Below are 20,015 nucleotides of genomic sequence, written 5' to 3'. Positions count from 1 at the left end.
GCAAACTCAAAGATAAACCAGTCATACCGGAATACCTCAATTTGTTCAATTTCCGCTGCTACCTTCAGCCGCTCGGTCTTGGGGCTGATAGCGCCCCAGTCAGAGGCGTAGAAACAGCTAAGCCCGGCGTAACTGAATTAGGACTTTGCCTCTGCCTGACGACCCATGTGTTGGGCCATCATGCTGGCCAGAATAATTTGCAGGGCGTGGTAGAGCATTAATGGCAAGAGCAGCAAGCCCGTAGCGGCCATACCTGGAAACAACAGGCTCGCCATTACGCTGCCGTGCACCAACGACTTCTTGGAGCCGCAAAATAAGGCCGTAATCCGGTCTTCCCGCGAGAAGCCCAGCACGTTGCTGATAGCCCATACCACCCCAAAAATGGCCAGGTACAGCCCCACCATGCCCAGGCCCAACAAGGCCACATCGGTGGGGGCATAGCTGCGGAAAATGCCCTCCGCAAACGACTCACAGAAAGCCGTAAACACAATCAGCAGAATCACAATCTGGTCGGAGATGCGCAGGCTGCCTTTGTGCTGCTCGGCAAACGCCCCGAAGCGGCGGCTAAGCAACACCCCGGCCACAACTGGCAAGATTACCTGCCAGGTGAGGCTGAGGGCCAGGCCCCAGAGGTGGCCGCTGTCGGCGGAGGTATGCAGAAACAGGCTCGTCCAGAGCGGGGTAAGCACAATGCCGAGCAGGCTGCTGATGCTGGCATTGAAAATGGCCGCTGGCAGATTGCCGCGCGCCATGCTCACCATCACTACCGAGGAGGAAACCGTGCTGGGCAGGGCACACAGAAAGAAAATGCTTTGCCAGAGTAACTCGCCCTTATCACCACCAAACAAGGGCCGCACCGCCAGGGCCAGTACCGGAAACGCCACAAACGTAATCAGCTGGACTACGATATGAAGCTTCCAGTTGCGCAAGCCGGCCCGAAGCTTATCCAGGCTCAGGCGCAGACCGTAGAAAAAGAAAATAAGCGCCACGCCGGCCGTGGTAATGGTTTTCCAGGGAATGGGGCTGGTTTTGCTGCCCGCTCCCGGAAACCAATAGGCCAGCACCACCGCGCCCACCAGCCCCAGCAGAAACCAATCGAGCAGGCCCGCCCGGCGCAGCAGGGCTACCAGGCGGTTCTCGGTGGGGGGCAAGGGCGTGGGAGCGAGGGGGGAGGAAACGGGCTGTGGCATAGGGGGCAAAATAAAAGCGTCGGGCTAAAAGCAGCCCGACGCCTTGGAAACGTACGGCAGCGGCAGCCGGAAGGTTAAATACCGCGCGGGATTAGGCCGCCGCTACGCGCCGCAGTTTCTTACGCTCTTTTTTCAGGCGATTCAGCCACATGATAATGCCGGTAATGGGGAAGGTGAAGCCCAACACGCACACAATCAAACTGATGATTTTGGAAGGCCAGCCGAAGATAGAACCTGTGTGCACGGGCTTGAACAAGCCCCGCACCCGCTGGCCCAGGTTGCGCTGCTCGTAGGTTTGCTCGCGCAGCACCTGGCCCGAGTACTGGTCGAGGAATACTTCATCAGTGGCGTTTTCGTACACGGCATTGGGCCGCAGCGTAGCTACCCGAATGCTGCCGGCAGAGTCTTTGGGTAGCTGCAGGGCGTAGGAAACGGCCTGGGGAGCCAACTGCCGGGCGCGGGTGAGGGCGGCATCAGACGTAAAGGCGCCGGCTGGGGCGGCCGTTGCTACAGCTGTAGCCGCGGGCACCACCGAAACCGGGGGCTCGGGGCGCTCCATAGGCGAGTTGGTAACCGCAAAGATGCCCTTGTTGAACCACTCAAACGACCAGGCCAGGCCGGTAAACGCAAACACAAACAGGAACAACGCCGCGTAGAAGCCTAGTACAATGTGCAAATCGTGGTTGAGCCGCTTCCAGCCGCTGTTCCACTTTACCTTGAGCCGTTGCTTCACGGCCTTACGCGTGGCGGGCCACCACAGCACCAGGCCGGTACCGATGATGAACAGGAACATGAGCGTGCTTACGCCCACGATGAGCTTGCCCACGGGGCCGCCCACCATGCCCCGGTGCAGGGCCATCATGGTGAAGAAAAACGTTTCGCGGTAGTTCAGCTCACCGGTTACGGCGGCAGTGTAAGGGTTTACGAATACCACCGGGCCCCGGCCGCCTTCACCGCCCTTGCCACCTTTACCTCCCTTGCCCTCCGGGCCTTTTTCCCCCTTGCCTTCACCGCCGCGGGCTTCCTGGCCACCTTCTGGACGGGAGCCGCGGGCTTGCTCGGATCGGGGGGCTGTGACTTCGCCGCCTTCCGGCTTTTTGCCGCCCTCGGGGCCGCCGGCCAGGCTGAACTCCACGGTGCGGGTGGGGTCGGCGTATACTTTAACGCCCGTAATTTTGGCGTCGGCTTTATAGGCTTGTACGGCTTGCTGCAGGCGGGCCAGGGGCAGGGCGGCCGTGGGGGCGGGCTGCACAAAATACCGCTCGGGGTGCCAGGCCTGCTCCAAGTCCTTCTCAAATACCAGTACGGCCCCGGTCAGGCACACTACGGCAATAATCAGCCCCGAAACCAGGCTGAGGTAGAGGTGAATGTTGCGGAAAAAGACTTTCATAACTCAGAAAAACACAGTTCGGAAATTTTACGGAAAACCCGGAAGTTTCTGGTTGCAGCCAGTTACTTCCGGGTTGTCTCACTCACTAAAGTACTCGTTCACTCACGTAATGCCTACAGGCGGTAGCCTACGGTTGCGGCAAATTGGCGCGGAGCAATGGGGTTCACACTGTTGTCATCGTGCACGTTATAGCTCAGCTTGTTAAGCACGTTCGAGAGTTTCAGTCGCAGGCTCAGCCGGTCGTAGGTGTAGCCCACTGAGGCGTCGAGCTGGGTGTAGGACGGCAGCGGAATCAGGCGGTAATTGTCGTTTACCACGTTGCCCCGGGTGCTGCGGCCAGCCTGCCGTTCTCCGATGTAGAGGGTAGTTACGCCCAGGTTCAGGCCGTGTAGCAGGCCGTTCTCGAAGGTGTAGAACACGCTGGCGTTGGCCGTGTGGTTGGGGTTGTAGCGCAGCAGGCTGCCGATTGTGTAGATGTTGCTTTCGGTGTAGGCAGTGCGGTTGTAGCTGTACCCGCCAATCACCGACCAGCCCTGCATGGGCTTGCTCTGCACGTCCAGCTCCACGCCCTTGCTGGTCACCTCCCCGGCCAGCTCCTGGGCCGCGGGCATGTTGATGTTGTAATTGGGCGCGTCCACCAGAATCGTCTGGGCCAGGTTGCTGTTCACGATGCGGTAGGCCGTCAGGTTGGCCGAGAGCAGCCCGTTGAACAGCTCGTTCTTCACGCCCACCTCGTACTGGTCGATGATGGACGGGGGCAGGGCGCCGCCGGTGTTATCCTTGCCGCCATTGGTGTTAAAGGAGTTGGCGTAGGAGGCAAAAACCGACAAGGTTTTCAGCGGCTGGTATACTAAGCCCAGCCGGGGCGAGAAGGCGTCGTCGTAGCGTTTATCGCGGGTGAAAGATTCGGGCGTTCTGGTTGTTGCGTGCGTGAAGCGGTAGGTGCCGGTTTCCTGGTAGCTGTAGCGCACCCCGGCCAGCAGCTTCAGCTTTTCGGTAATTTCGATGAGGTCCTGCACATACACCCCCACGCGCCGGATGGGCGAGTAGGTGCGGGTGTTGCGGGTGAAGTTCGGGACGGTGTTATTTTCAACGTAGCGCTCCGGCTCAAACACGTTAATGGAGTCGTAGCGGCCAATGGCGTTGTAGGCAATGGCGCGGGTATTGTACTTATCGGCGTCCATGCCCACCAGCACGGTGTGCTTCAGGAAGCCGGTCTGCACCTTGCCCGTCACGTCCAGCTGGCCCAGAAAGTAGTCTTCCTTGGTTTCACTGGCCTGCAGGCCGCGTACCTGGTTACCGTACAACGCGGGGCTGCCGGTGAGAATTTTAATGGGCTTACCGTTTTTATCCACCCCACTGTACACGTCCACCGAGTCGCGCACATTGCTGGGGCGGGAGGCCGAGCGCAGGTCGTTGCTGAAGCCTTGGTAAGCCGCCACGCCGCGCACCTGCCAGTCCTCGTTGAGGTGGTGGGTGAGGGTAGCGGTAGTCGATTTCTGCTCCGTGCCAATATTGGCCCAGCTGGTGTTCAGGAAACGGCCGCGCGGCACATCCGGAATGCGGTAGTTGATGGCCCCAATGCCGAAGTCAGGAGTGCGGTTATCCTTCAGGTAGTCGCCTTCCAGCAGAAAATCGGTCTTGCGGCCAATTTTGAAAAGCAAGGACGGGTTCACGTAAAACCGCTCCCCCTTTACCTCGTTGCGGAAGCTGCGGCTGTTCTCGTAGGTGGTGTTCACCCGGAAGGCCACATGCTCGCTGCCGTTCACGGCCCCGTACAAATCTAGCGTGGGCTTGTAGAAATCGTAGCTGCCCACGCGCATTCCCACTGAGCCGCCTTGTTCAAAGCGGGGCTTCTTGGTCACCAAGTTGAGCACGCCGCCGGCGGCCACGTTACCGTAGAGGATGGCGTTGCTGCCTTTCAACACCTCAAACCGCTCCAGGGAGCTGGTTTCGGGCAGAATGCTGTTGTTGTAGCGCACCCCGTTTTTAAAGGTGTTGCTGCTGCCAAAGGCAAAGCCCCGACCCGAAATTTCTTCCTGGTAGCCGCCCGTGTTGCCGCTCACGTACACCCCGCTCACGTTGGCCAGCACGTCGCTCACGCGCAGCACCTGCTGCTGCTCCAGCGTCTGGCGCTCCACGGTAAAGGTGCTCTGGGGCAAATCAAGCGGGGCAATGGGCAGCTTGCCGATGGCCACGGGCCGCTCATTAAGGCTGCGGCTGCCGTTTACGCGCACTTCATTGAGCTGCTGCTGGTTTTGCTGCACCGTGAAGGCCGGTACGCTGGTGGTTTCGCCGCCCGTTACGGTCACAGTAACTTCCTGGGTGCCGTAGCCCAGGCTGCTCACCACCAGCTGGTAGGACCCCGCCGGGGCCGCTAGGCGGAAGCTGCCATCGGTGTTGGTGGTGGTGCCAAAAGCCGTGCCCTTCAGTGCTACCGTTACGCCTTCCACTGGTTGGCCCTTCTCGTCAAGCACGTGCCCGCTCAGGCGGCCCCGCTGTGCAGTATCATCGTCGCCGTTGTGCAACAAGCGGGTAGGGATGAGTTCACCGCCGAGGGAGGGAGTAGCGGCGGCCAGGGAAAGAAGAAGGAAGAGCGGTAGAGGGCGAGACATCAGAGCGGGAAGCTTGTTTAGATTGATTTAAAACAATGCAAAGCTCAGCTCTATTTAGATAGATTCAAAACAGTTCTTTAGAAAAAATCTATATTAATCAGTAAGCATTTGAACAGCAGTATATTATTGGGTTTTAGCTCATCAGTAGGAGGTAGTAGTAATAGCAAAAGCCCGGCCATTGACCGGGCTTTTGCTAGTGGGGTAAGTAAAGCAGTCTATGCTGGTACCGTAGCCCGCCGATGCAGTTGCGGTTGCAAGGCAAAAGCATCGGCCAGGAGCTCGTAGGAGCGAAGCCGGTCGTCATAATCGTGGGTGATGGTTACGGCTACCACTTCATCCACCCCATAAGAGGCCGCCAGTTGGTCAATTTCGGCCTTTACCTTATCGGGGGTGCCACTAATGATGCGGGAGTGATGGTAGGCCAACCGGGCCTGCAAATCGGCGGAGAGGTGGCGCACGTTCACCGTTTCCACAGCCTCAATGGGGGTAAACTGGCCGGTTTCGAGCTTGAGCATCTGCAGGGCCAGGTTATCGGCCAGGGCCTGGGCATGGCCAGCAGTATCAGCGCACGCCACAAAGATGGCCACGTTGGCCTGCGGGGCGGCCAGTTCGGGGGAGGGCCGGAACCGCTCCCGGTAGGTCTGGACCATGCGGGGGCCCCCGTTGGGGTTAATGAAGTGCGCAAAGCTGAAGGCCGCGCCCACGTGAGCCGCAAATAAGCCACTTTGCCCGCTGGAGCTCAGCAGCCACATTTCGGGCACGGTATCCACGAATGGAGCGGCTTTCACCTTGGCATGAATGGTATCTTCCACCACCTCGTCCCGCAAGAAAGCCCGCAAGTCCATGAGCTGCTCGGCAAAGTCTTCGTCGCGGAAGGCATTATGGGGATTGAGGGCGTGGGCCGTAATCCGGTCGGTGCCGGGGGCGCGGCCAATGCCCAGGTCAATACGGCCGGGGTAGAGGGCTTCTAGCAGGCGGAAGTTCTCGGCCACTTTCAGGGCCGAGTAGTGGGGCAGCATCACGCCGCCCGAACCCAGCCGGATGCGCTGGGTTTCGGCTCCGAGCCGGGCCAGCAGCACCTCGGGCGCGGAGCCGGCCAGGGTGCGGGTGTTGTGGTGCTCGGAAACCCAGAAGCGGGTAAAGCCCAGCCGGTCCGTAAGGCGGGCCAGCTCCACGGTGTGCTGCAGGGCCTCGCGCGGGGTGCGCCCCAGCGGCACTGGCGACTGGTCGAGCACGCTGAGTTGTATAGTCGGGGAAGTTGAGTCAGTGGAATTCATAGGGAATATAACCACCGAATGAGCCGGTTAGTTTACGGGCTCTGCGCCTACCCGATGCGCCGGCTTACATCGGTAGTTTATCACGCAGGGCACTGTACGTCCAGGTGCCGACCAGGGCCGCCAGAATCATGATGGCGGCGGCCGGTACGCCGCTGCCCAGTTGCGCAAACAAGGGGCCCGGGCAAGCCCCCGTAATGGCCCAACCCAACCCGAACAGCAGTCCGCCCAGCCAGACGCCGTGGCTGTACTGCTTGTCGGCCAGCCGGATTTCCTCGCCGCCAATGGTGCGCAGGCGGTTGCGCTTGATGAGCTGAATGGACAGCATCCCGACAACAATGGCCGAGCCGATAACGCCGTACATGTGGAAGCTCTGAAACCGGAACATCTCCTGAATCCGGAACCAGCTCACCACTTCGCTTTTGGTCAGGATAACGCCGAACAGCGTACCCAGCACGAGATATTTAAGATTTTTCATTTTGGGGACGTGGTGGAATTAAGTATTAGGGATGAAGGAGTATAGACTAAGGACGTCAGGAGTGAGGACATGGATGTGATTGTTGGAACCTCAGCTAAGTCCTTAATCCGTTATCCATACTCCCTCCTAAAACAACAGCGGATATACCACCCAGGTCATGAGTAGGCCGCCCGCGAAAAAGCCGATAACGGCCACCAGTGACACCCATTGCAAGTTGGACAGACCCGAAATGGCGTGGCCCGAGGTGCAGCCCCCGGCGTAGCGCGTGCCGAAGCCCACCAGAAAGCCACCCAGCACCATAAATACCCAGCCTTGCCACTGGCTCAGGTTGTTGAGGGCAAACAGCTCTTGGGGCAGCAATCCGGAAAAATCAGTGAGGTGCAACTCGGCGCGCAGGTCGCGCACGGTGGCCGCTGAAATGGCAATGACCTCGGGGTGGCCCAGCACGCGGTAGCCCAGAAAGCCGCCCAGGGCAATGCCCAGCACAAACCACAGGTTCCAGGCCTCCTTGCGCCAGTTGTAAGTAAGAAACGGCAGCCCGGCGGGTACGCAGGCGGCGCAGATGTGGCGCAGCGAGCTACTAATGCCCAGGGCCTTGTTACCGAGCAGTAGCAGAGCCGGCACCGTGAGGCCAATGAGTGGCCCGGCCACGTACCAGGGCCAGGGCTGGCGAAGCAAATCAAGCATAATTAACAGAAAAACAGGAAGAAGAGAAGTCAGGCCGCCATAGCCGGCTGGCGCTGAAAGGAGCAGAACAAAAAGTTCTGGGTGGTCTGGAAGGGCGTCTGGTGGTCCTCGGTGAGGCAGCGCAGCTTCCGGAACCCGGTGCGCAGCTCGGCCGTGAGGCTGGCCTCGCTGTACTGGCGGATGGGTAGGCCACTGCACTTGGTGGGGCCGGCCGGCGAAAACGTGCCCAGCGTCAGGTAGCCTTCGGGCTCCACGGCCGTGCGGGCCAAGTGCAGGTAGTGGGCTATTTCGGGGGCGGTGGTCAGGAAGTGAAACGCGGCCCGGTCGTGCCAGAGGGCGTAGCGGGTGGGCGGTACAAAGGCGCGCACATCGGCCTCCACCCAGCGCACGTGCCGGGCCGCTGCGCCCAGCCGCTGCTGCGCCCGCGCCAAGGCCGCCCCCGAAATATCCAGCACCGTGAGGTTGCGGTAGCCGGCCGCCAGCAGGTAATCCACCAACCGGCTGTCGCCGCCGCCCACATCGATAATCGGGGCCTCTGGGGGCAGGTTGAAGGCTTCGATAAACTGCAAAGAGGTAGCGGGCACCGGCTGCGTCCAGCTCAGCTCCTGGGGTTGCTTGTGGGCGTATATCTTTTCCCAGTGTGCCTTATCGGCCGCGGAAGCATCCATCTTGGAAAGGAAATAAGAGAGAAAAATAGGTTGAGCAGTGTAGAGACGCGACATTTCGCGTCTCGTCGTTGAACGACCCGGAACCGCACTCAGTAAACAACATCAGCAACGACGAGACGCGAAGTGTCGCTTCTCTACACCGGGTTACCGCACCAGCTGGCCGGGCCAGTCGAGGACGCCGCCCACCAGATGGGCCACGGCGGGGAAGCCGGCTTCGCTGAGCTGCCGGGCTGCCGTGGCGGAGCGCGCCCCGCTGCGGCAATACACGTACACCGGCCGGCTGTGGTCGAGGGTGGCCACGCGCCGGGCGAAATCGGGGGCGGTAACCTCTACGTTGAGGGCGCCGGGCAGGTGGCCGCCGGCAAACTCCTCGGGCCGCCGCACATCCAGCAGCAGCGCTTCGGGCTGGCGCAAGGCTGCCGCAAACTGCTCGGGACTCAGATTCTGGTAAGCAGTGGGCTTGGGCTTCAGGAAATCAAACATCAGACAAGGGAAAAGGAGGGAGGATTAAAAAAACGACTTAACGGCTTCGCCCAAATCGAAAACAGTAGCCTGGGGCAAGGCAGCGGCCACAATGCTGCTGCCCGCTGCCGAGCGGTAACCGCCGGCGCAATGCACCACTACGGGCTTGTCCACCGGAACTTCCGAGGCCCGCTCGCGCAATTCGGGCAGCGGGATATTGAGCGAACCGGCAAACAGCGGCTCGTCGCGGTGCTCGGTGGCCGAGCGGATATCCACGATGGTGTACTGCGCCGGGTGCTGGCGGAATTGCGCCACATCGAGCTTAGGCAGGGTGGCAGCCGCATCCGGGGTGCCCACCAAGGCCCCTAGCATCAGGGCCTCGTAGCCGATTTTGGCGGTTTTGCGGATCAGGTCTTCCCGGGTGGCCTCGTCGGGGGCAATCAGGTAAAACCGCTCCTCGGGGCCGACAATCGAACCCAGCCAGGTTTCAAATTTGCCGCCCTGCGGAATGTTGAGCGCGCCTGCGGCGTGGCCTTGTTTGAATTCGGCCTCGGGCCGGGCATCCACCAGCACCGCGCCGGGCTGCAAATCGGCGCCAGCCATCAGGCGCGGTACCTGCTGCACGCTGGGGGCGAAGGCCGGAGCGCCGGCTTTGTTCAAGGCCACATCATAGCCGAAATATTTGGGGATAAACGGCTGGTCAGCCAGCAATTCCCGTACAAACTCCGCCTCGCTCATGTTCCGCAGCATGGGGTTGCCGAATTTCTCGTCGCCGATTGTGCTGCTGTTGGCCCCGCTCAGGGCCTTACCGCAGAGACTGCCCGCGCCGTGGGCCGGGTACACCAGCACAGTATCGGCCAGGGGCAGGAGCTTGTTGCGCAACGAGTGGTACAGCTGCCGGGCCAGCTCCTCGCGCTGGGCGGTGAGGTTACCAGCTTTTTCGCGCAGGTCGGGCCGGCCCACGTCGCCAATAAACAGCGTATCGCCGGTGAAAACGGCCACATCCTGGCCCTCGCGGCTGAGTACAATGCTAATGGAATCGGGGGAGTGGCCGGGCGTATTCAGGGCCTGGAAAGTGAGCTTGCCGATAGTGAAAGCGTCACCTTCATCAAAGCCTTGGTGCGGATAATCGGCCCCTACAAGCTTGCTGACGCGAATACTGGCCCCGGTAGCTTGGGCAATTTCCCGGTGGCTGCTCACGAAGTCGGCGTGCGGGTGCGTCTCGATAACGGCCACGATGCGGGCCTCGTGGGCCCGGGCGAAATCGTAGTACGGCTGCGGGTCGCGGGCCGGGTCGATGAGCACGATTTCACGGGCGCACTCGCTCAGGATGGCGTAGGAAAAGTGGGCCAGGCCCTTGTCTTCAAACTGCTCGATTTTCATGGCAAAAAGCAACTAGAGAGGAAAATGAATAGATACCAGGACCGCCGGAGCCGGCCCACAAAACGCTGAACAAAAGCTTAGCAGAACGCTAGAAAACCAGCTCCCGCAGCAGGATAAACGTGCCCATGGCCAGCGTAAACCACCCGAAAGCCGGCTTGAGCCGGTGGCCCGGAATGAAGCGGGCCAGGTAGGTGCCCGCCACGATGCCCGCCAGCGCAAACGCCAGAAACCCCAGCAGAAACGACCAGGCAATGGGCGTGCCCGCGCTTAGGTCGCCGCTGAACCCAATCAGTGAGTTCAGAGCAATGATGACCAAGGACGTGCCCACGGCCAGCTTCATGGGCAGGCGGGCCCCCAGCACCAGGGCCGGGATAATCAGGAAGCCGCCGCCCGCCCCCACAAAGCCCGTGAGCGTGCCCACCACCAGCCCGATGCCCAGCACCAGCGGGTAGTTGAAAGGCGGCTGGGCCCCGGTTGCCAGCGGCACTTCCGGCTCCCGGCTCCGGATCATGGACGCGGCGGCCCCCACCATCAGCCCGGCAAACGCCACCAGCACCAGCAAATCCTTGGTAACTACCAGCCCGCCCACCGTAAGCAGCTCCGCCGGAATGGCCGGCATCACTAGCCGCCGCACCGCAAACACCGCCGCCAACGACGGCCCCAGAAACACCAGCGCCGTTTTCAGCGACACCAGCCCCTTGCGGAAGTAGCCCGAAGCGCCTACCACCGAAGTCGAGCCCACCACAAACAGCGAGTAAGCCGTGCTCAGCACCGGACTCACGCCCATCAAATACACCAGCACGGGCACGGTAAGAATGGAGCCGCCCCCACCCATGATGCCCAGCGAAAGGCCGATAAAAACAGCGGCAAGGTACCCGGTGGCTTGTAACATGAAAAGCTGAACGTATGTATTTATGAAAGATTGTTCATGTGTTGCGGCAAAAAAAGCCGCGCCCGTTACAGAAAGGTGCACGCGGCAATGCACTGGATAACATCCACCACTTCGCGCATTTTCAGGGAGTAGAACACGTTTTTACCGTCGCGGGAGCTGCTCAGGATGCCCTTCAGCTTCATGCCCGACAGGTGGTGGGAGGCCAGGCTCTGCTCAATGTTCAGCCGCTCGCTGATGTCGTTTACCGACAGACTTTCCTGGGCCGCCAGCAGCTGCACAATGGCAATCCGGGTGGGGTGAGCCGTGGTTTTGAGGATGAAGGCCACCTTTTCCATCTTTTCAATGGACAGGTTCATTTCGACGGGAGCAGTGGTAGGTGCCATACGGTATGCAAATGTATGATCATTTGTTCATGTATACAAATCAGCTGCTCGGTTTGGTTCCCGGTTTTTGCTGCTTTGTTTCAACGATTCACTAGCCCAGGGTTTAAAACCTGGGCTATGGAGCGGTGATCATCACAACGTCAGCACGCGAGATTCCTCGCACGCTCGGAATAACGTTCTGGCGAAGCGGTAGAGATGCTTCGTCCCTGGCTTGATGCGCCACATGCTCAGCATGACGTTCGGGTGTTTGCCGCTGCCGGCTACCGGGCCTTTTCCAGCGCGTCCACGTCGGCGGCTCCGAGCAACGCTAGGTGGCGGGTGATTTTATCGGCGGGCCAGTGCCACCACGCCAGCTTTTGCAAGCGGGCAATGGTGTCCTCATCGAAGCGGAAGCGCACTACTTGAGCGGGGTTGCCGGCCACAATGGCGTAAGCTGGCACATCACGCGTTACCACGGCCTTGGTAGCCACCACGGCCCCATTGCCGATGTGCACGCCCGGCATGACAGTGGCCTCGTGCCCAATCCACACATCGTGCCCCACCACGGTATCCCCTTTGGAAGGGTATTTCTCCGCTACCGTTTGTCCCTGCATGGCCGCTTCCCAGCCCTCACCAAAAATGGCAAACGGATAGGTGGAAACCGGGGTAGTTTCGTGGTTACCGCCGTTCATGATAAACTTCACCCCGGAAGCCAGGGCGCAGAAATTGCCGATGATAAGCCGGTCCCCGATAAAGTCGAAGTGGTAGAGGACATTGCGCTCGAAGTTGGCCGGGTCATCAAGGTCGTCATAGTAGGTATAGTCGCCGACGAGGATGGTGGGGCGCGTTACCAGGTTTTTCAGGAACACCAGCTTGCGGTGGTGGGGCAAAGGATGCAAAGTGGAAGGATGGGGGCCGGTCATAACAGGGAGAGGTAAGGCGCAAAAGTACGCGGATGTAGCCGCCCGAGGCAGTACCTTCGCGGCCGTATGATTTCGACGCTAACGCTGGGTTTACTGTGTGGAGCGGCTTTTCTGGCCGGTTTAATTGATGCCATTGTGGGCGGGGGTGGCCTGATTCAGCTGCCGGCCATGCTGCTGCTGCTCAAGGGTGTACCGACGCCCACTGTTTTCGGAACGGGCAAGGTATCCTCATTGATGGGGACGGCGGCCGCCTTCCGGCGCTACGCCGGGCAGGTGCCCATTCAGTGGCGGGCGGTGGGGCCAGCGGCAGTGGTAGCGGGCGTATTCTCGTTTCTGGGGGCGCGGGTGGTGAGCCACCTGCCCCAGGAGCTGCTGCCCAAGCTGGTGCTGGGCCTGCTGGTGGTTATTGCCGTGTACACCTTCTGGCGTAAGGATTTCGGCTCTTTGCACGCGCCCAAGCTGCCCGCCCGCCGCGAGCCGCTCCACGGAGCACTGGTGGGCATGACCATTGGGTTCTACGACGGATTTTTCGGGCCGGGTACGGGCTCGTTTCTGCTGTTTGCTTTCGTGGGGCTGTTCGGCTTCGACTTTATCACGTCCTCGGCTTCGGCCAAACTGGTGAACATAGCCACCAACCTGGCGGCCCTGGCCTACTTTGCCTATACCGGCCAGATTTTGTGGGCGGTGGCTATTCCTATGGCCATCAGCAATATTCTGGGTTCCACGCTGGGCGCGCATTTGGCTTTACGCCACGGCACTGGCTTCGTGCGTGGGCTGTTTCTGGTAATTGTCAGCGCGTTTATTCTGAAGCTGGGCTGGCAGATGGTAAACGGGGGATAGGGAAGTAAGGTAGGAGGGTGGGAGTTGTCATTGCGAGGACGAAGGACATTCCGCGCATCAAGCGGCGTCAATCCGTCCTGTACGCAGTCAAAAGCCTTAATAAATAAAAAACCCCTGACGTCCGTGCTGGCGTCGGGGGCTTTTGGGTAGGTCAGAGTTGAGCGCTTCGTGAAGGACGGATTGCTTCGCGCGGCTCGCAATGACAGGCTTACTCGCCGCCGGGCAAACCCGGAACGGCATTGCCTTGGATACCCTGAGAGCTAGGGACGCCCATTTTCTCCTCGCGCTTACGCTGGTATTTGTCGAACTGAGCAGGGGTGAGTGTTTCCTTGAGCATAGCCAAGCGCGACTGGCCGATATCATCCACTACACCAGCCATTTTGCGCACGTTGCGGGCGTACTTCTGCCGGGCCGATTCCACCCCCCGCACACTCAGCAGGTTAATCTGCCGCACCTTTTCCAGCTGTTGCGGATTCAGGCCCAGCGCCTTTTGCATGTTGTCGGTGAGGGCGTTGGCGCGGGCGGCTACCTGCTGCTCATTGAGCACGGGGGGCGCTGGCTGGGCAGAAGCGGCGGCGGGCTTGGCGGCAGGTTTTGTAGGGGGCTTGGGCCGGGTGGCAGTAGTCTGGGCCAAGGAAACCGAGGTGGCAGTGAGGGTAAGCAGGGCGGCCAGCAGAAGAGTTTTCATGTAATCCGACGTAGTAAGTGACGAAACCGGCGGCAAGTGCGGCTTCGGAGTTGAAGCAGTAAAGATGATGCCAGTTTTGCAAAGCAACTGCCAGAACGCCGCAATGGCCCGGGGTATTCCATTTCATGCCGAAAAATGTTGGGGCCCCGGCATCCGGGGCGTAACCTTTCTCCGCTGGTTCGCTTACAACGGGTGTCCACTCTGCCCCAACCATTCCGCCTATGAAACCTGATACCCGAAACTCCCTGCTGGTGGCCGCTGCCGGCGCCGTTGGCCTGCTGGCCGCCACGCTCTACGCCAACCGCCGGGGCCAGTACGATCTGAGCGGGCGAGTGGTCCTCATTACGGGCGGCTCCCGCGGCCTGGGCCTGATTCTGGCCCGGCAAGCCGTGGCCGAAGGTGCCCGAGTAGCCATCTGCGCCCGCGACGCCGATGAGCTGGAGCGCGCCCGCCAGGAGCTGGCCGAGGCTGGCAGCGAGGTGCTGGCCCTGCCCTGCGACCTAACCCAGGCCGCCGACGTGACGGCCCTGGTGGAGCAAGTTCAGCGGCAGCTGGGAGCCATTGATGTGCTCATCAACAATGCTGGCATCATCACGGCGGGCCCCTTGGACAATATTGAGCTGCGCGACTACCAGGACTCGATGGATACGCACTTCTGGGCTCCACTACACGCCATGCAGGCAGTGCTGCCCGCCATGCGGCGCCGGGGCGAGGGTCGCATCGTAAACATTGCCTCGGTGGGTGGAAAGGTAGCCGTGCCCCACCTGGCGCCTTACTGTGCCAGCAAGTTTGCTCTAGTGGGCTTATCGGAAAGCTACCGGGCTGAGCTGCTGCAATATGGCGTGCAGGTAACCACCGTCTGCCCCGGCCTCATGCGTACCGGCAGCGCCCGCCACGCCATTGTGAAGGGCCAGCATAAAAAGGAGTACGCCGCTTTCATCATTGCCGACTCCCTGCCCATGCTCTCCATGGATGCCGACCGGGCCGGGCGCGAAATCTGGAATGCCTGCCGCCGCGGCGACGCCGAAGTTATTCTGAGCGTGCCCGCTAAGGTGCTCTCCGCCTTCCACGGCCTGTTTCCCGGCACTACCGCCGATGTGCTGGGCTGGGTAAACCGTACCCTGCCCGCCCCCAACGGCTCCGCCGGCGACGAGCGGCGCCGCGGCTACGAGAGTGAGTCGGCGCTCAGCCAGTCCTGGCTAACGGGCCTCACCCGCAAAGCCGAAAAGCGCAATAACGAGCGGTAGTACTGGCGAGCAGCCAGCGGCCGACTATCCACCGGGCAGTCACCCAAGCTGTAATCTTGGGCAGCGCAAGAACCCTAGCCGCTGTTCCAGGCTGTGTCTGAAAACTCCAAAACGGTCCTGCTGAGCGAAGTCGAAGCATCTCTACTGCTTTGTTCAGGTGGAATAGTGTGAAGATGCTATGGCTGCTTAGATGCCAGATGCCAGACGAAGTACGACATGCTGATTGTAACTTCTGGAGCTTCTTACCATCGTGCAACAACTCATTTAGCTAGAGCGTGTTGACACTTGATAAACTGTTCTGCCTAGCACGTCCTGCAGAGCATGTGGCGCCTTGAGCCAGTGACGAAGCATCTCGCGTGCTGTTGTCTGGATCATCCTTGTAACGTCAGCACGCGAGATGCTTCGCCTGCGCTTCTGCATGACGTTCTCTCTACGCGACTCTCCACACCGCCTGATATAAGGCCCTGCGGCTGCTCAGAATGGCGGCCACAGTTGCACCGGCGCGTTTTATGTATCATTGTCTTCTGACAATTAGCAACTGATAACCGGCACTACAGTTGACGTATCCCGTTCATCTTTCCCTGGGGCCGCTGGCGCTGCCGGTTCACCTACTGCTGGAAGTGCTGGCCTATTCGGTGGGTTTCCGGGTATACCAGTACCTGCGCCGCCGCACCCTCGACCTGATTTCGGAGGATAACCGCCTCTGGATATTCGTGGGGTGCGCGGCCGGGGCCCTGCTGGGCTCCCGGGTGCTGGGGCTGCTGGAACACCCGGAGCTATTGATGCACCCGCCCGGCGGCTGGCTCTACTACTTCACCAACAAGACCATCGTGGGTGGCCTGCTCGGCGGTTTAGTAGGGGTGGAGCTAACTAAAAAGCAGCTTGGCGTCACTACCTCCAGCGGTGATTTGATGGTGTATCCCGTCATTCTGGGCATGTGCATTGGCCGCCTCGGTTGTCACCTCTCCGGCCTCGAAGACGGCACCTTTGGCACGGCCACCACGCTGCCCTGGGGCATCAACTTCGGCGACGGTGTACTGCGTCACCCCACCAACCTCTACGAAATCCTGTGGCTGCTGCTGCTTGGGTCCCTGCTCTGGCTACGGGAGCGGAGCGGCTCCTTGCCCAATGGTTGGCGCTTCCGGTTCTTTATGGTAGGTTACCTGCTGTTCCGGCTGCTGGTGGAGTTCCTCAAACCCACGCCCGCCCCGTCCGGTTGGGGCCTCACCGCCATCCAATGGGCCTGCGTGGCGGGCTTGGGGTATTATGGGTGGCTGTTTATAAGAAAAGATGAAGAGTCTTCTTTTCTAGTAAAGTAAATAGTAAATAAAAATTTAAAGAATAGTCGTTTCACTATGGAAGTAACCTATGCATTAACTGCTGATGATTACGTAAATCATCAATTGTATTTAGCCTCCACATCTGATAGAATAAGAAGTAATAGATTGCGAAGTCATGTTATTGCCACGTTGGCATTGGGGGTATTAGCATTGTTTTTCTATCTGCAAGATAATATATATTTGATGTTTTATTTTTTATTTTTCACTGTAATATGTGGAATTTTATTTCCTGTATATTCCAGGAGAAGGTATATGAAGCATTATGAAAATTTTGTGCGGGAAAACTATAAGGATAGATTCAATGAATTAATATTTATCAAAGTTGATAATAATTCGTTGTTAACCAAGGATAAGATATCAGAAGGATGTATTAATATGTCCGAAATATCGGAAATAGTCGAAGTTTCTTCTGCTATTTATTTGCGTCTGACAACGAATATGTCGTTGATTTTACCTAAACAGCAAATTGCGAGATTTCCAGAATTGCGGCACGAGTTGCTTCGTATAGCAACACAGCTTCAGATTCCGTACATCAATGCTTTAGGTTGGAGTTGGAAATAATGGATGCCCATACAGTGTAATCTTGCAAACACCCATGCCCGAACGTCCCTATACCTACTACGACTTCACCCTGAGCCTGTGCCCGCACTGCCTGCGGCGGGTGGAAGCCAAGATTGTTTTTGAAGATGGTAACGTGTATATGCTCAAGCGCTGTCCCGAGCACGGCCGGCAGCGGGTGCTCATTGCCACCGACGTGGAGTACTACAAGAGCATCCGCAACTACGTGAAGCCCAGCGAAACGCCCCGCCGCTTCAATACCGCCACGCACTACGGCTGCCCCTACGACTGCGGCCTCTGCACCGACCACGAGCAGCACAGCTGCCTCACCGTCATCGAAATAACGGACCGCTGCAACCTCACCTGCCCCACCTGCTACGCCGAAAGCAGCCCCTTGCACGGCCGGCACCGCACCCTGGAGGAGGTGGAGGCCATGGTAGATGTGCTGGTGCTCAATGAGGGGGAGCCCGACGTGGTGCAGATATCCGGCGGGGAACCTACGCTGCACCCACAGTTCTGGGAAATTCTGGATATGTGCAAGCGCAAGCCCATCAAGCACCTGATGGTGAACACCAACGGCGTGCGGCTGGCCAAGGACGAGGCCTTTGTGGCCCGGCTGGCCACCTACGCCGGGGCCTTCGAGGTGTACCTGCAGTTTGATTCGTTTCGGAAAGAGGTGCTGGAGAACATGCGTGGGCGGGATTTGCGGGAGGTGCGCCTGCAGGCCCTGGAGCACCTCAACAAGTACAACCTGAGCACCACACTGGTCGTCACCCTGCAAAAAGGCCTGAATGATGATGAAATGGGCGAAATCATCGACTTCGCCCTGAAGCAAAAGTGTGTGCGCGGCGTCACGTTCCAGCCCACCCAGGCCGCCGGCCGCTTGGAGCACTTCGACCCCGCCACCGACCGCCTCAGCCTCACCGAAGTCCGCCAGGGCATCATCGACCAGAGCCCGGTTTTCACGGCCGAGGACCTGCTGCCGGTGCCCTGCAACCCCGATGCCCTGGCCATGGCCTACGCCCTCAAGCTCGACGGTGAGGTATTCCCACTGACCCGCTACGTGGACCCCGCCGACCTATTGCAAAGCGGGGGCAACACCATCGTGTATGAGCGGGACCCGCGCCTGCGCCAGCACCTGCTCAAGCTGTTCAGCACCGCCAACACCGTGGACACCGTACTGCCCGAAATGAACCAGCTGCTGTGCTGCCTTCCGCAGGTGCAGGCCCCCAACCTCAGTTACGATAACCTGTTCCGCATCATCATCCTGCAGTTCATGGATGCCTGGAATTTTGACGTGCGCGCCATCAAGAAGTCCTGCGTGCACATCGTGAGCAAGGACCTCAAGATTATTCCCTTCGAAACCATGAATATGCTCTACCGCGACGAGGAGAAGCTGGCCCGCCTGCAGGTACTGCGCGATATTCCGGTATTGTAGTATGCCGTGCCCCGGTCCGGCGGCAAGCCGTCGGGCCGGTCGGCGTCAGCTGACAACCGAACGACGACGCAACAACATCAGCACACTTCAACCGGCCCGACGGCTTCCAGCCGCCGGACCGGCCCCGGTTTGTGAAGCCGCTACCTCAATGGAACCTACACCCGCCCCCAAGCACTACATCGGCCGCATCCTGCTCATCAACCTGGGCGTAGTGCTGGTGCTGCACATTGGCCGGCAACTCCTCACGGGCGGCGACGAAGGCATTTTTATTTTACTCTTTGCCATGGCTTTCGTAAACATGCTGCTGTTTATTGGCTGTCTGTTCAGTGGCCGGGGTAAAACCAGCATTGGGTTTCTACTGGCCGGGCTGCTGGTATTTATGATTGGTTTCGGTGACTGCGCCACGCACCTGAAACTAGGGAGCATGCACTAAAACCTGCGTCGTATGTCTGAGCCAACTCCTACTTCCCGCGTTCTGCGCAACAACCTGCTGGCCGTGTTGGGAGCAGCCGTGGTGTTGGGGCTGCTTAGCAGACTCACGAATGGTAGTTCGGTTATTCTCTTCGTAATCGTCTACTTGGGTATAGCAGTGGTGAATATCATACTCGGTTTTGTGCACTGGGAGCGAGGCCCGGCCGCTTACTTTCTGAGTGCGCTACTGGTATTCCTGGTTGGTTTCGGCTCCTGCGGTGCTATGCTCATGTTGGGAGCTTTGGGGCAGGTGTGATGCGCGTAGGTTCGCCTTCCAGGTAGCCAAAAAACCAATCCGTCCTGCTGGTGCCAGCAGGACGGATTGGTTTGAACGGTGGTCAGGAAGTAAGGAGGCGCCTAGCGCGAGAAAACGGAGGTGTACGTGGTGGTGCCCTGTTCACCAGCCTGCGTGAGCTTCACGCGCAGGGTAGTGGTGCTTAGCTCCTCCACAAAAAAGTGGCGGGTTACGTTGGGTTGAGTTACGGTGAGCGAGTCGCCGGTGAGTTTCCAGGAGCCAGTGAGCTGCTGAGGGGCCTCGGCATAGGCTTTTTCGGCGGCCTCATCCAGCACGTAGCTGCCATCGGCCTTGAAGGTGTGCTGATTGTCGCGCTGGGCGGCTTTCATGCGGGGTAAGATATCGACGGCCGGCGTGGCAGTGGCACCGGGGGTAGCACTAGCCAGCGTGAGGCTGGCGAGGTGCCAGGGGCCAGCAGCCAGCAACTCGGGTTTCGATTGGGCATTTGCAGCGGCAGCTGCCACTTCCTGGGCGGGGTCTTTTATCTCCTCAATCTCTTTCTCGCACGAGGCAAACACAAGAGTGCTTGCCAACAAGCTCAGGAATACGGGCAGTTTCTTCATGAAAACGGGTTTTGGTGAATGTGCAACAACACGCTTTTCGGCGTAGTACATCTGCGGCATGAACCTCACATTTAATCGTCCAACTTCTCTACTACTTCGGTAGTTTTTAACTGCCGGCGAACAAATTTAAATGATTATAATTTGTAGTAGATCAGATGGTTAGCAAAATTGATCTTTTCTTCCAATGGAGTGCCCGAAAAGTGCTATTGTCAGTGTATTTTCTTGATAATATGGTAGTTAAATGCCAGAAA

The 20,015-nt window shown here is 59.3% G+C and carries 21 protein-coding genes; 7 read left to right on the top strand and 14 right to left on the bottom strand.

Annotated elements, in window-relative coordinates:
- Window positions 1-137: 137 nt before the first annotated feature.
- The 12 genes from ABIB60_RS02570 to ABIB60_RS02515 form a co-directional block, all read right to left on the bottom strand.
- Window positions 138-1,190 (bottom strand): bile acid:sodium symporter family protein, encoded by a 1,053-nt coding sequence (locus ABIB60_RS02570; protein WP_354577510.1) that lies wholly within the window; start codon window positions 1,188-1,190, stop codon window positions 138-140.
- 91 nt (window positions 1,191-1,281) lie between these two features.
- Window positions 1,282-2,580 (bottom strand): PepSY-associated TM helix domain-containing protein, encoded by a 1,299-nt coding sequence (locus tag ABIB60_RS02565; protein WP_354577509.1) that lies wholly within the window; start codon window positions 2,578-2,580, stop codon window positions 1,282-1,284.
- A gap of 113 nt (window positions 2,581-2,693) precedes the next feature.
- Window positions 2,694-5,195, bottom strand: a complete 2,502-nt coding sequence (locus tag ABIB60_RS02560; protein WP_354577507.1) for a TonB-dependent siderophore receptor — start codon at window positions 5,193-5,195, stop codon at window positions 2,694-2,696.
- A 215-nt stretch (window positions 5,196-5,410) separates the two neighbouring features.
- Window positions 5,411-6,472, bottom strand: a complete 1,062-nt coding sequence (locus tag ABIB60_RS02555) for an LLM class flavin-dependent oxidoreductase (RefSeq protein ID WP_354577505.1) — start codon at window positions 6,470-6,472, stop codon at window positions 5,411-5,413.
- Window positions 6,473-6,536: 64 nt separating this feature from the next.
- On the bottom strand, window positions 6,537-6,947 hold the full coding sequence (locus ABIB60_RS02550) for a DUF6691 family protein (RefSeq protein ID WP_354577504.1): 411 nt from the start codon (window positions 6,945-6,947) through the stop codon (window positions 6,537-6,539).
- 126 nt (window positions 6,948-7,073) lie between these two features.
- Window positions 7,074-7,634 (bottom strand): YeeE/YedE family protein, encoded by a 561-nt coding sequence (locus tag ABIB60_RS02545; protein WP_354577503.1) that lies wholly within the window; start codon window positions 7,632-7,634, stop codon window positions 7,074-7,076.
- Between the two features lie 29 nt (window positions 7,635-7,663).
- The gene (locus ABIB60_RS02540; protein ID WP_354577501.1) at window positions 7,664-8,302 is read right to left on the bottom strand and encodes a class I SAM-dependent methyltransferase; all 639 of its coding nucleotides are present in this window, start codon (window positions 8,300-8,302) and stop codon (window positions 7,664-7,666) included.
- A gap of 144 nt (window positions 8,303-8,446) precedes the next feature.
- On the bottom strand, window positions 8,447-8,785 hold the full coding sequence (locus tag ABIB60_RS02535) for a rhodanese-like domain-containing protein (protein ID WP_354577500.1): 339 nt from the start codon (window positions 8,783-8,785) through the stop codon (window positions 8,447-8,449).
- Between the two features lie 24 nt (window positions 8,786-8,809).
- Entirely contained in the window at window positions 8,810-10,147 is a 1,338-nt protein-coding gene (locus ABIB60_RS02530; RefSeq protein ID WP_354577498.1) for an MBL fold metallo-hydrolase, read from the bottom strand.
- An 88-nt stretch (window positions 10,148-10,235) separates the two neighbouring features.
- Window positions 10,236-11,039, bottom strand: a complete 804-nt coding sequence (locus ABIB60_RS02525; RefSeq protein WP_354577496.1) for a sulfite exporter TauE/SafE family protein — start codon at window positions 11,037-11,039, stop codon at window positions 10,236-10,238.
- Between the two features lie 65 nt (window positions 11,040-11,104).
- A complete protein-coding gene (locus ABIB60_RS02520) occupies window positions 11,105-11,422 on the bottom strand; it encodes an ArsR/SmtB family transcription factor (RefSeq protein WP_354577495.1) in 318 nt (105 codons plus the stop codon).
- A gap of 260 nt (window positions 11,423-11,682) precedes the next feature.
- Window positions 11,683-12,324, bottom strand: a complete 642-nt coding sequence (locus ABIB60_RS02515; protein ID WP_354577493.1) for a CatB-related O-acetyltransferase — start codon at window positions 12,322-12,324, stop codon at window positions 11,683-11,685.
- Between the two features lie 66 nt (window positions 12,325-12,390).
- On the opposite strand from ABIB60_RS02515, the gene ABIB60_RS02510 reads away from it, so the two are divergent.
- On the top strand, window positions 12,391-13,164 hold the full coding sequence (locus ABIB60_RS02510) for a sulfite exporter TauE/SafE family protein (RefSeq protein WP_354577492.1): 774 nt from the start codon (window positions 12,391-12,393) through the stop codon (window positions 13,162-13,164).
- A 208-nt stretch (window positions 13,165-13,372) separates the two neighbouring features.
- Here the strand turns inward: ABIB60_RS02510 and ABIB60_RS02505 are convergent, their stop codons facing one another.
- Window positions 13,373-13,852 carry a DUF4890 domain-containing protein gene (locus ABIB60_RS02505; protein WP_354577491.1) on the bottom strand — a complete coding sequence of 160 codons (480 nt, stop codon included), beginning with the start codon at window positions 13,850-13,852 and terminating at the stop codon, window positions 13,373-13,375.
- 221 nt (window positions 13,853-14,073) lie between these two features.
- Here ABIB60_RS02505 and ABIB60_RS02500 point away from each other — a divergent pair, with 221 nt between their 5' ends.
- The 6 genes from ABIB60_RS02500 (at window position 14,074) to ABIB60_RS02475 (ending at window position 19,162) form a co-directional block, all read left to right on the top strand.
- The gene (locus ABIB60_RS02500) at window positions 14,074-15,099 is read left to right on the top strand and encodes an SDR family NAD(P)-dependent oxidoreductase (protein WP_354577490.1); all 1,026 of its coding nucleotides are present in this window, start codon (window positions 14,074-14,076) and stop codon (window positions 15,097-15,099) included.
- 557 nt (window positions 15,100-15,656) lie between these two features.
- Window positions 15,657-16,418 carry a prolipoprotein diacylglyceryl transferase gene (locus tag ABIB60_RS02495; protein ID WP_354577489.1) on the top strand — a complete coding sequence of 254 codons (762 nt, stop codon included), beginning with the start codon at window positions 15,657-15,659 and terminating at the stop codon, window positions 16,416-16,418.
- A 36-nt stretch (window positions 16,419-16,454) separates the two neighbouring features.
- Window positions 16,455-17,000, top strand: coding sequence for a hypothetical protein (locus ABIB60_RS02490; RefSeq protein ID WP_354577488.1), 546 nt, complete (start codon window positions 16,455-16,457; stop codon window positions 16,998-17,000).
- A 34-nt stretch (window positions 17,001-17,034) separates the two neighbouring features.
- Window positions 17,035-18,435, top strand: coding sequence for a radical SAM protein (locus tag ABIB60_RS02485; RefSeq protein ID WP_354577486.1), 1,401 nt, complete (start codon window positions 17,035-17,037; stop codon window positions 18,433-18,435).
- A 148-nt stretch (window positions 18,436-18,583) separates the two neighbouring features.
- Window positions 18,584-18,868 carry a hypothetical protein gene (locus tag ABIB60_RS02480; RefSeq protein WP_354577484.1) on the top strand — a complete coding sequence of 95 codons (285 nt, stop codon included), beginning with the start codon at window positions 18,584-18,586 and terminating at the stop codon, window positions 18,866-18,868.
- A gap of 12 nt (window positions 18,869-18,880) precedes the next feature.
- On the top strand, window positions 18,881-19,162 hold the full coding sequence (locus ABIB60_RS02475; protein WP_354577482.1) for a hypothetical protein: 282 nt from the start codon (window positions 18,881-18,883) through the stop codon (window positions 19,160-19,162).
- A 101-nt stretch (window positions 19,163-19,263) separates the two neighbouring features.
- On the opposite strand, the gene ABIB60_RS02470 is transcribed toward ABIB60_RS02475, so the two are convergent.
- A complete protein-coding gene (locus tag ABIB60_RS02470; RefSeq protein WP_354577481.1) occupies window positions 19,264-19,764 on the bottom strand; it encodes a DUF5004 domain-containing protein in 501 nt (166 codons plus the stop codon).
- Between the last annotated feature and the right edge of the window lie 251 nt (window positions 19,765-20,015).

Source organism: Hymenobacter sp. UYP22 (assembly GCF_040547285.1).
Classification (GTDB): Bacteria; Bacteroidota; Bacteroidia; order Cytophagales; family Hymenobacteraceae; genus Hymenobacter.
Note: the sequence above shows the minus strand (reverse complement) of the source record. Positions and strands in the feature narration are given on the sequence as shown.

Bases quoted from the DNA above. Each gene is read 5' to 3' on its own strand.
- ABIB60_RS02570 (WP_354577510.1), bottom strand. From the start codon at position 1,190: ATGCCACAGCCCGTTTCCTCCCCCCTCGCTCCCACGCCCTTGCCCCCC.
- ABIB60_RS02565 (WP_354577509.1), bottom strand. From the start codon at position 2,580: ATGAAAGTCTTTTTCCGCAACATTCACCTCTACCTCAGCCTGGTTTCG.
- ABIB60_RS02560 (WP_354577507.1), bottom strand. From the start codon at position 5,195: ATGTCTCGCCCTCTACCGCTCTTCCTTCTTCTTTCCCTGGCCGCCGCT.
- ABIB60_RS02555 (WP_354577505.1), bottom strand. From the start codon at position 6,472: ATGAATTCCACTGACTCAACTTCCCCGACTATACAACTCAGCGTGCTC.
- ABIB60_RS02550 (WP_354577504.1), bottom strand. From the start codon at position 6,947: ATGAAAAATCTTAAATATCTCGTGCTGGGTACGCTGTTCGGCGTTATC.
- ABIB60_RS02545 (WP_354577503.1), bottom strand. From the start codon at position 7,634: ATGCTTGATTTGCTTCGCCAGCCCTGGCCCTGGTACGTGGCCGGGCCA.
- ABIB60_RS02540 (WP_354577501.1), bottom strand. From the start codon at position 8,302: ATGGATGCTTCCGCGGCCGATAAGGCACACTGGGAAAAGATATACGCC.
- ABIB60_RS02535 (WP_354577500.1), bottom strand. From the start codon at position 8,785: ATGTTTGATTTCCTGAAGCCCAAGCCCACTGCTTACCAGAATCTGAGT.
- ABIB60_RS02530 (WP_354577498.1), bottom strand. From the start codon at position 10,147: ATGAAAATCGAGCAGTTTGAAGACAAGGGCCTGGCCCACTTTTCCTAC.
- ABIB60_RS02525 (WP_354577496.1), bottom strand. From the start codon at position 11,039: ATGTTACAAGCCACCGGGTACCTTGCCGCTGTTTTTATCGGCCTTTCG.
- ABIB60_RS02520 (WP_354577495.1), bottom strand. From the start codon at position 11,422: ATGGCACCTACCACTGCTCCCGTCGAAATGAACCTGTCCATTGAAAAG.
- ABIB60_RS02515 (WP_354577493.1), bottom strand. From the start codon at position 12,324: ATGACCGGCCCCCATCCTTCCACTTTGCATCCTTTGCCCCACCACCGC.
- ABIB60_RS02510 (WP_354577492.1), top strand. From the start codon at position 12,391: ATGATTTCGACGCTAACGCTGGGTTTACTGTGTGGAGCGGCTTTTCTG.
- ABIB60_RS02505 (WP_354577491.1), bottom strand. From the start codon at position 13,852: ATGAAAACTCTTCTGCTGGCCGCCCTGCTTACCCTCACTGCCACCTCG.
- ABIB60_RS02500 (WP_354577490.1), top strand. From the start codon at position 14,074: ATGAAACCTGATACCCGAAACTCCCTGCTGGTGGCCGCTGCCGGCGCC.
- ABIB60_RS02490 (WP_354577488.1), top strand. From the start codon at position 16,455: ATGGAAGTAACCTATGCATTAACTGCTGATGATTACGTAAATCATCAA.
- ABIB60_RS02485 (WP_354577486.1), top strand. From the start codon at position 17,035: ATGCCCGAACGTCCCTATACCTACTACGACTTCACCCTGAGCCTGTGC.
- ABIB60_RS02480 (WP_354577484.1), top strand. From the start codon at position 18,584: ATGGAACCTACACCCGCCCCCAAGCACTACATCGGCCGCATCCTGCTC.
- ABIB60_RS02475 (WP_354577482.1), top strand. From the start codon at position 18,881: ATGTCTGAGCCAACTCCTACTTCCCGCGTTCTGCGCAACAACCTGCTG.
- ABIB60_RS02470 (WP_354577481.1), bottom strand. From the start codon at position 19,764: ATGAAGAAACTGCCCGTATTCCTGAGCTTGTTGGCAAGCACTCTTGTG.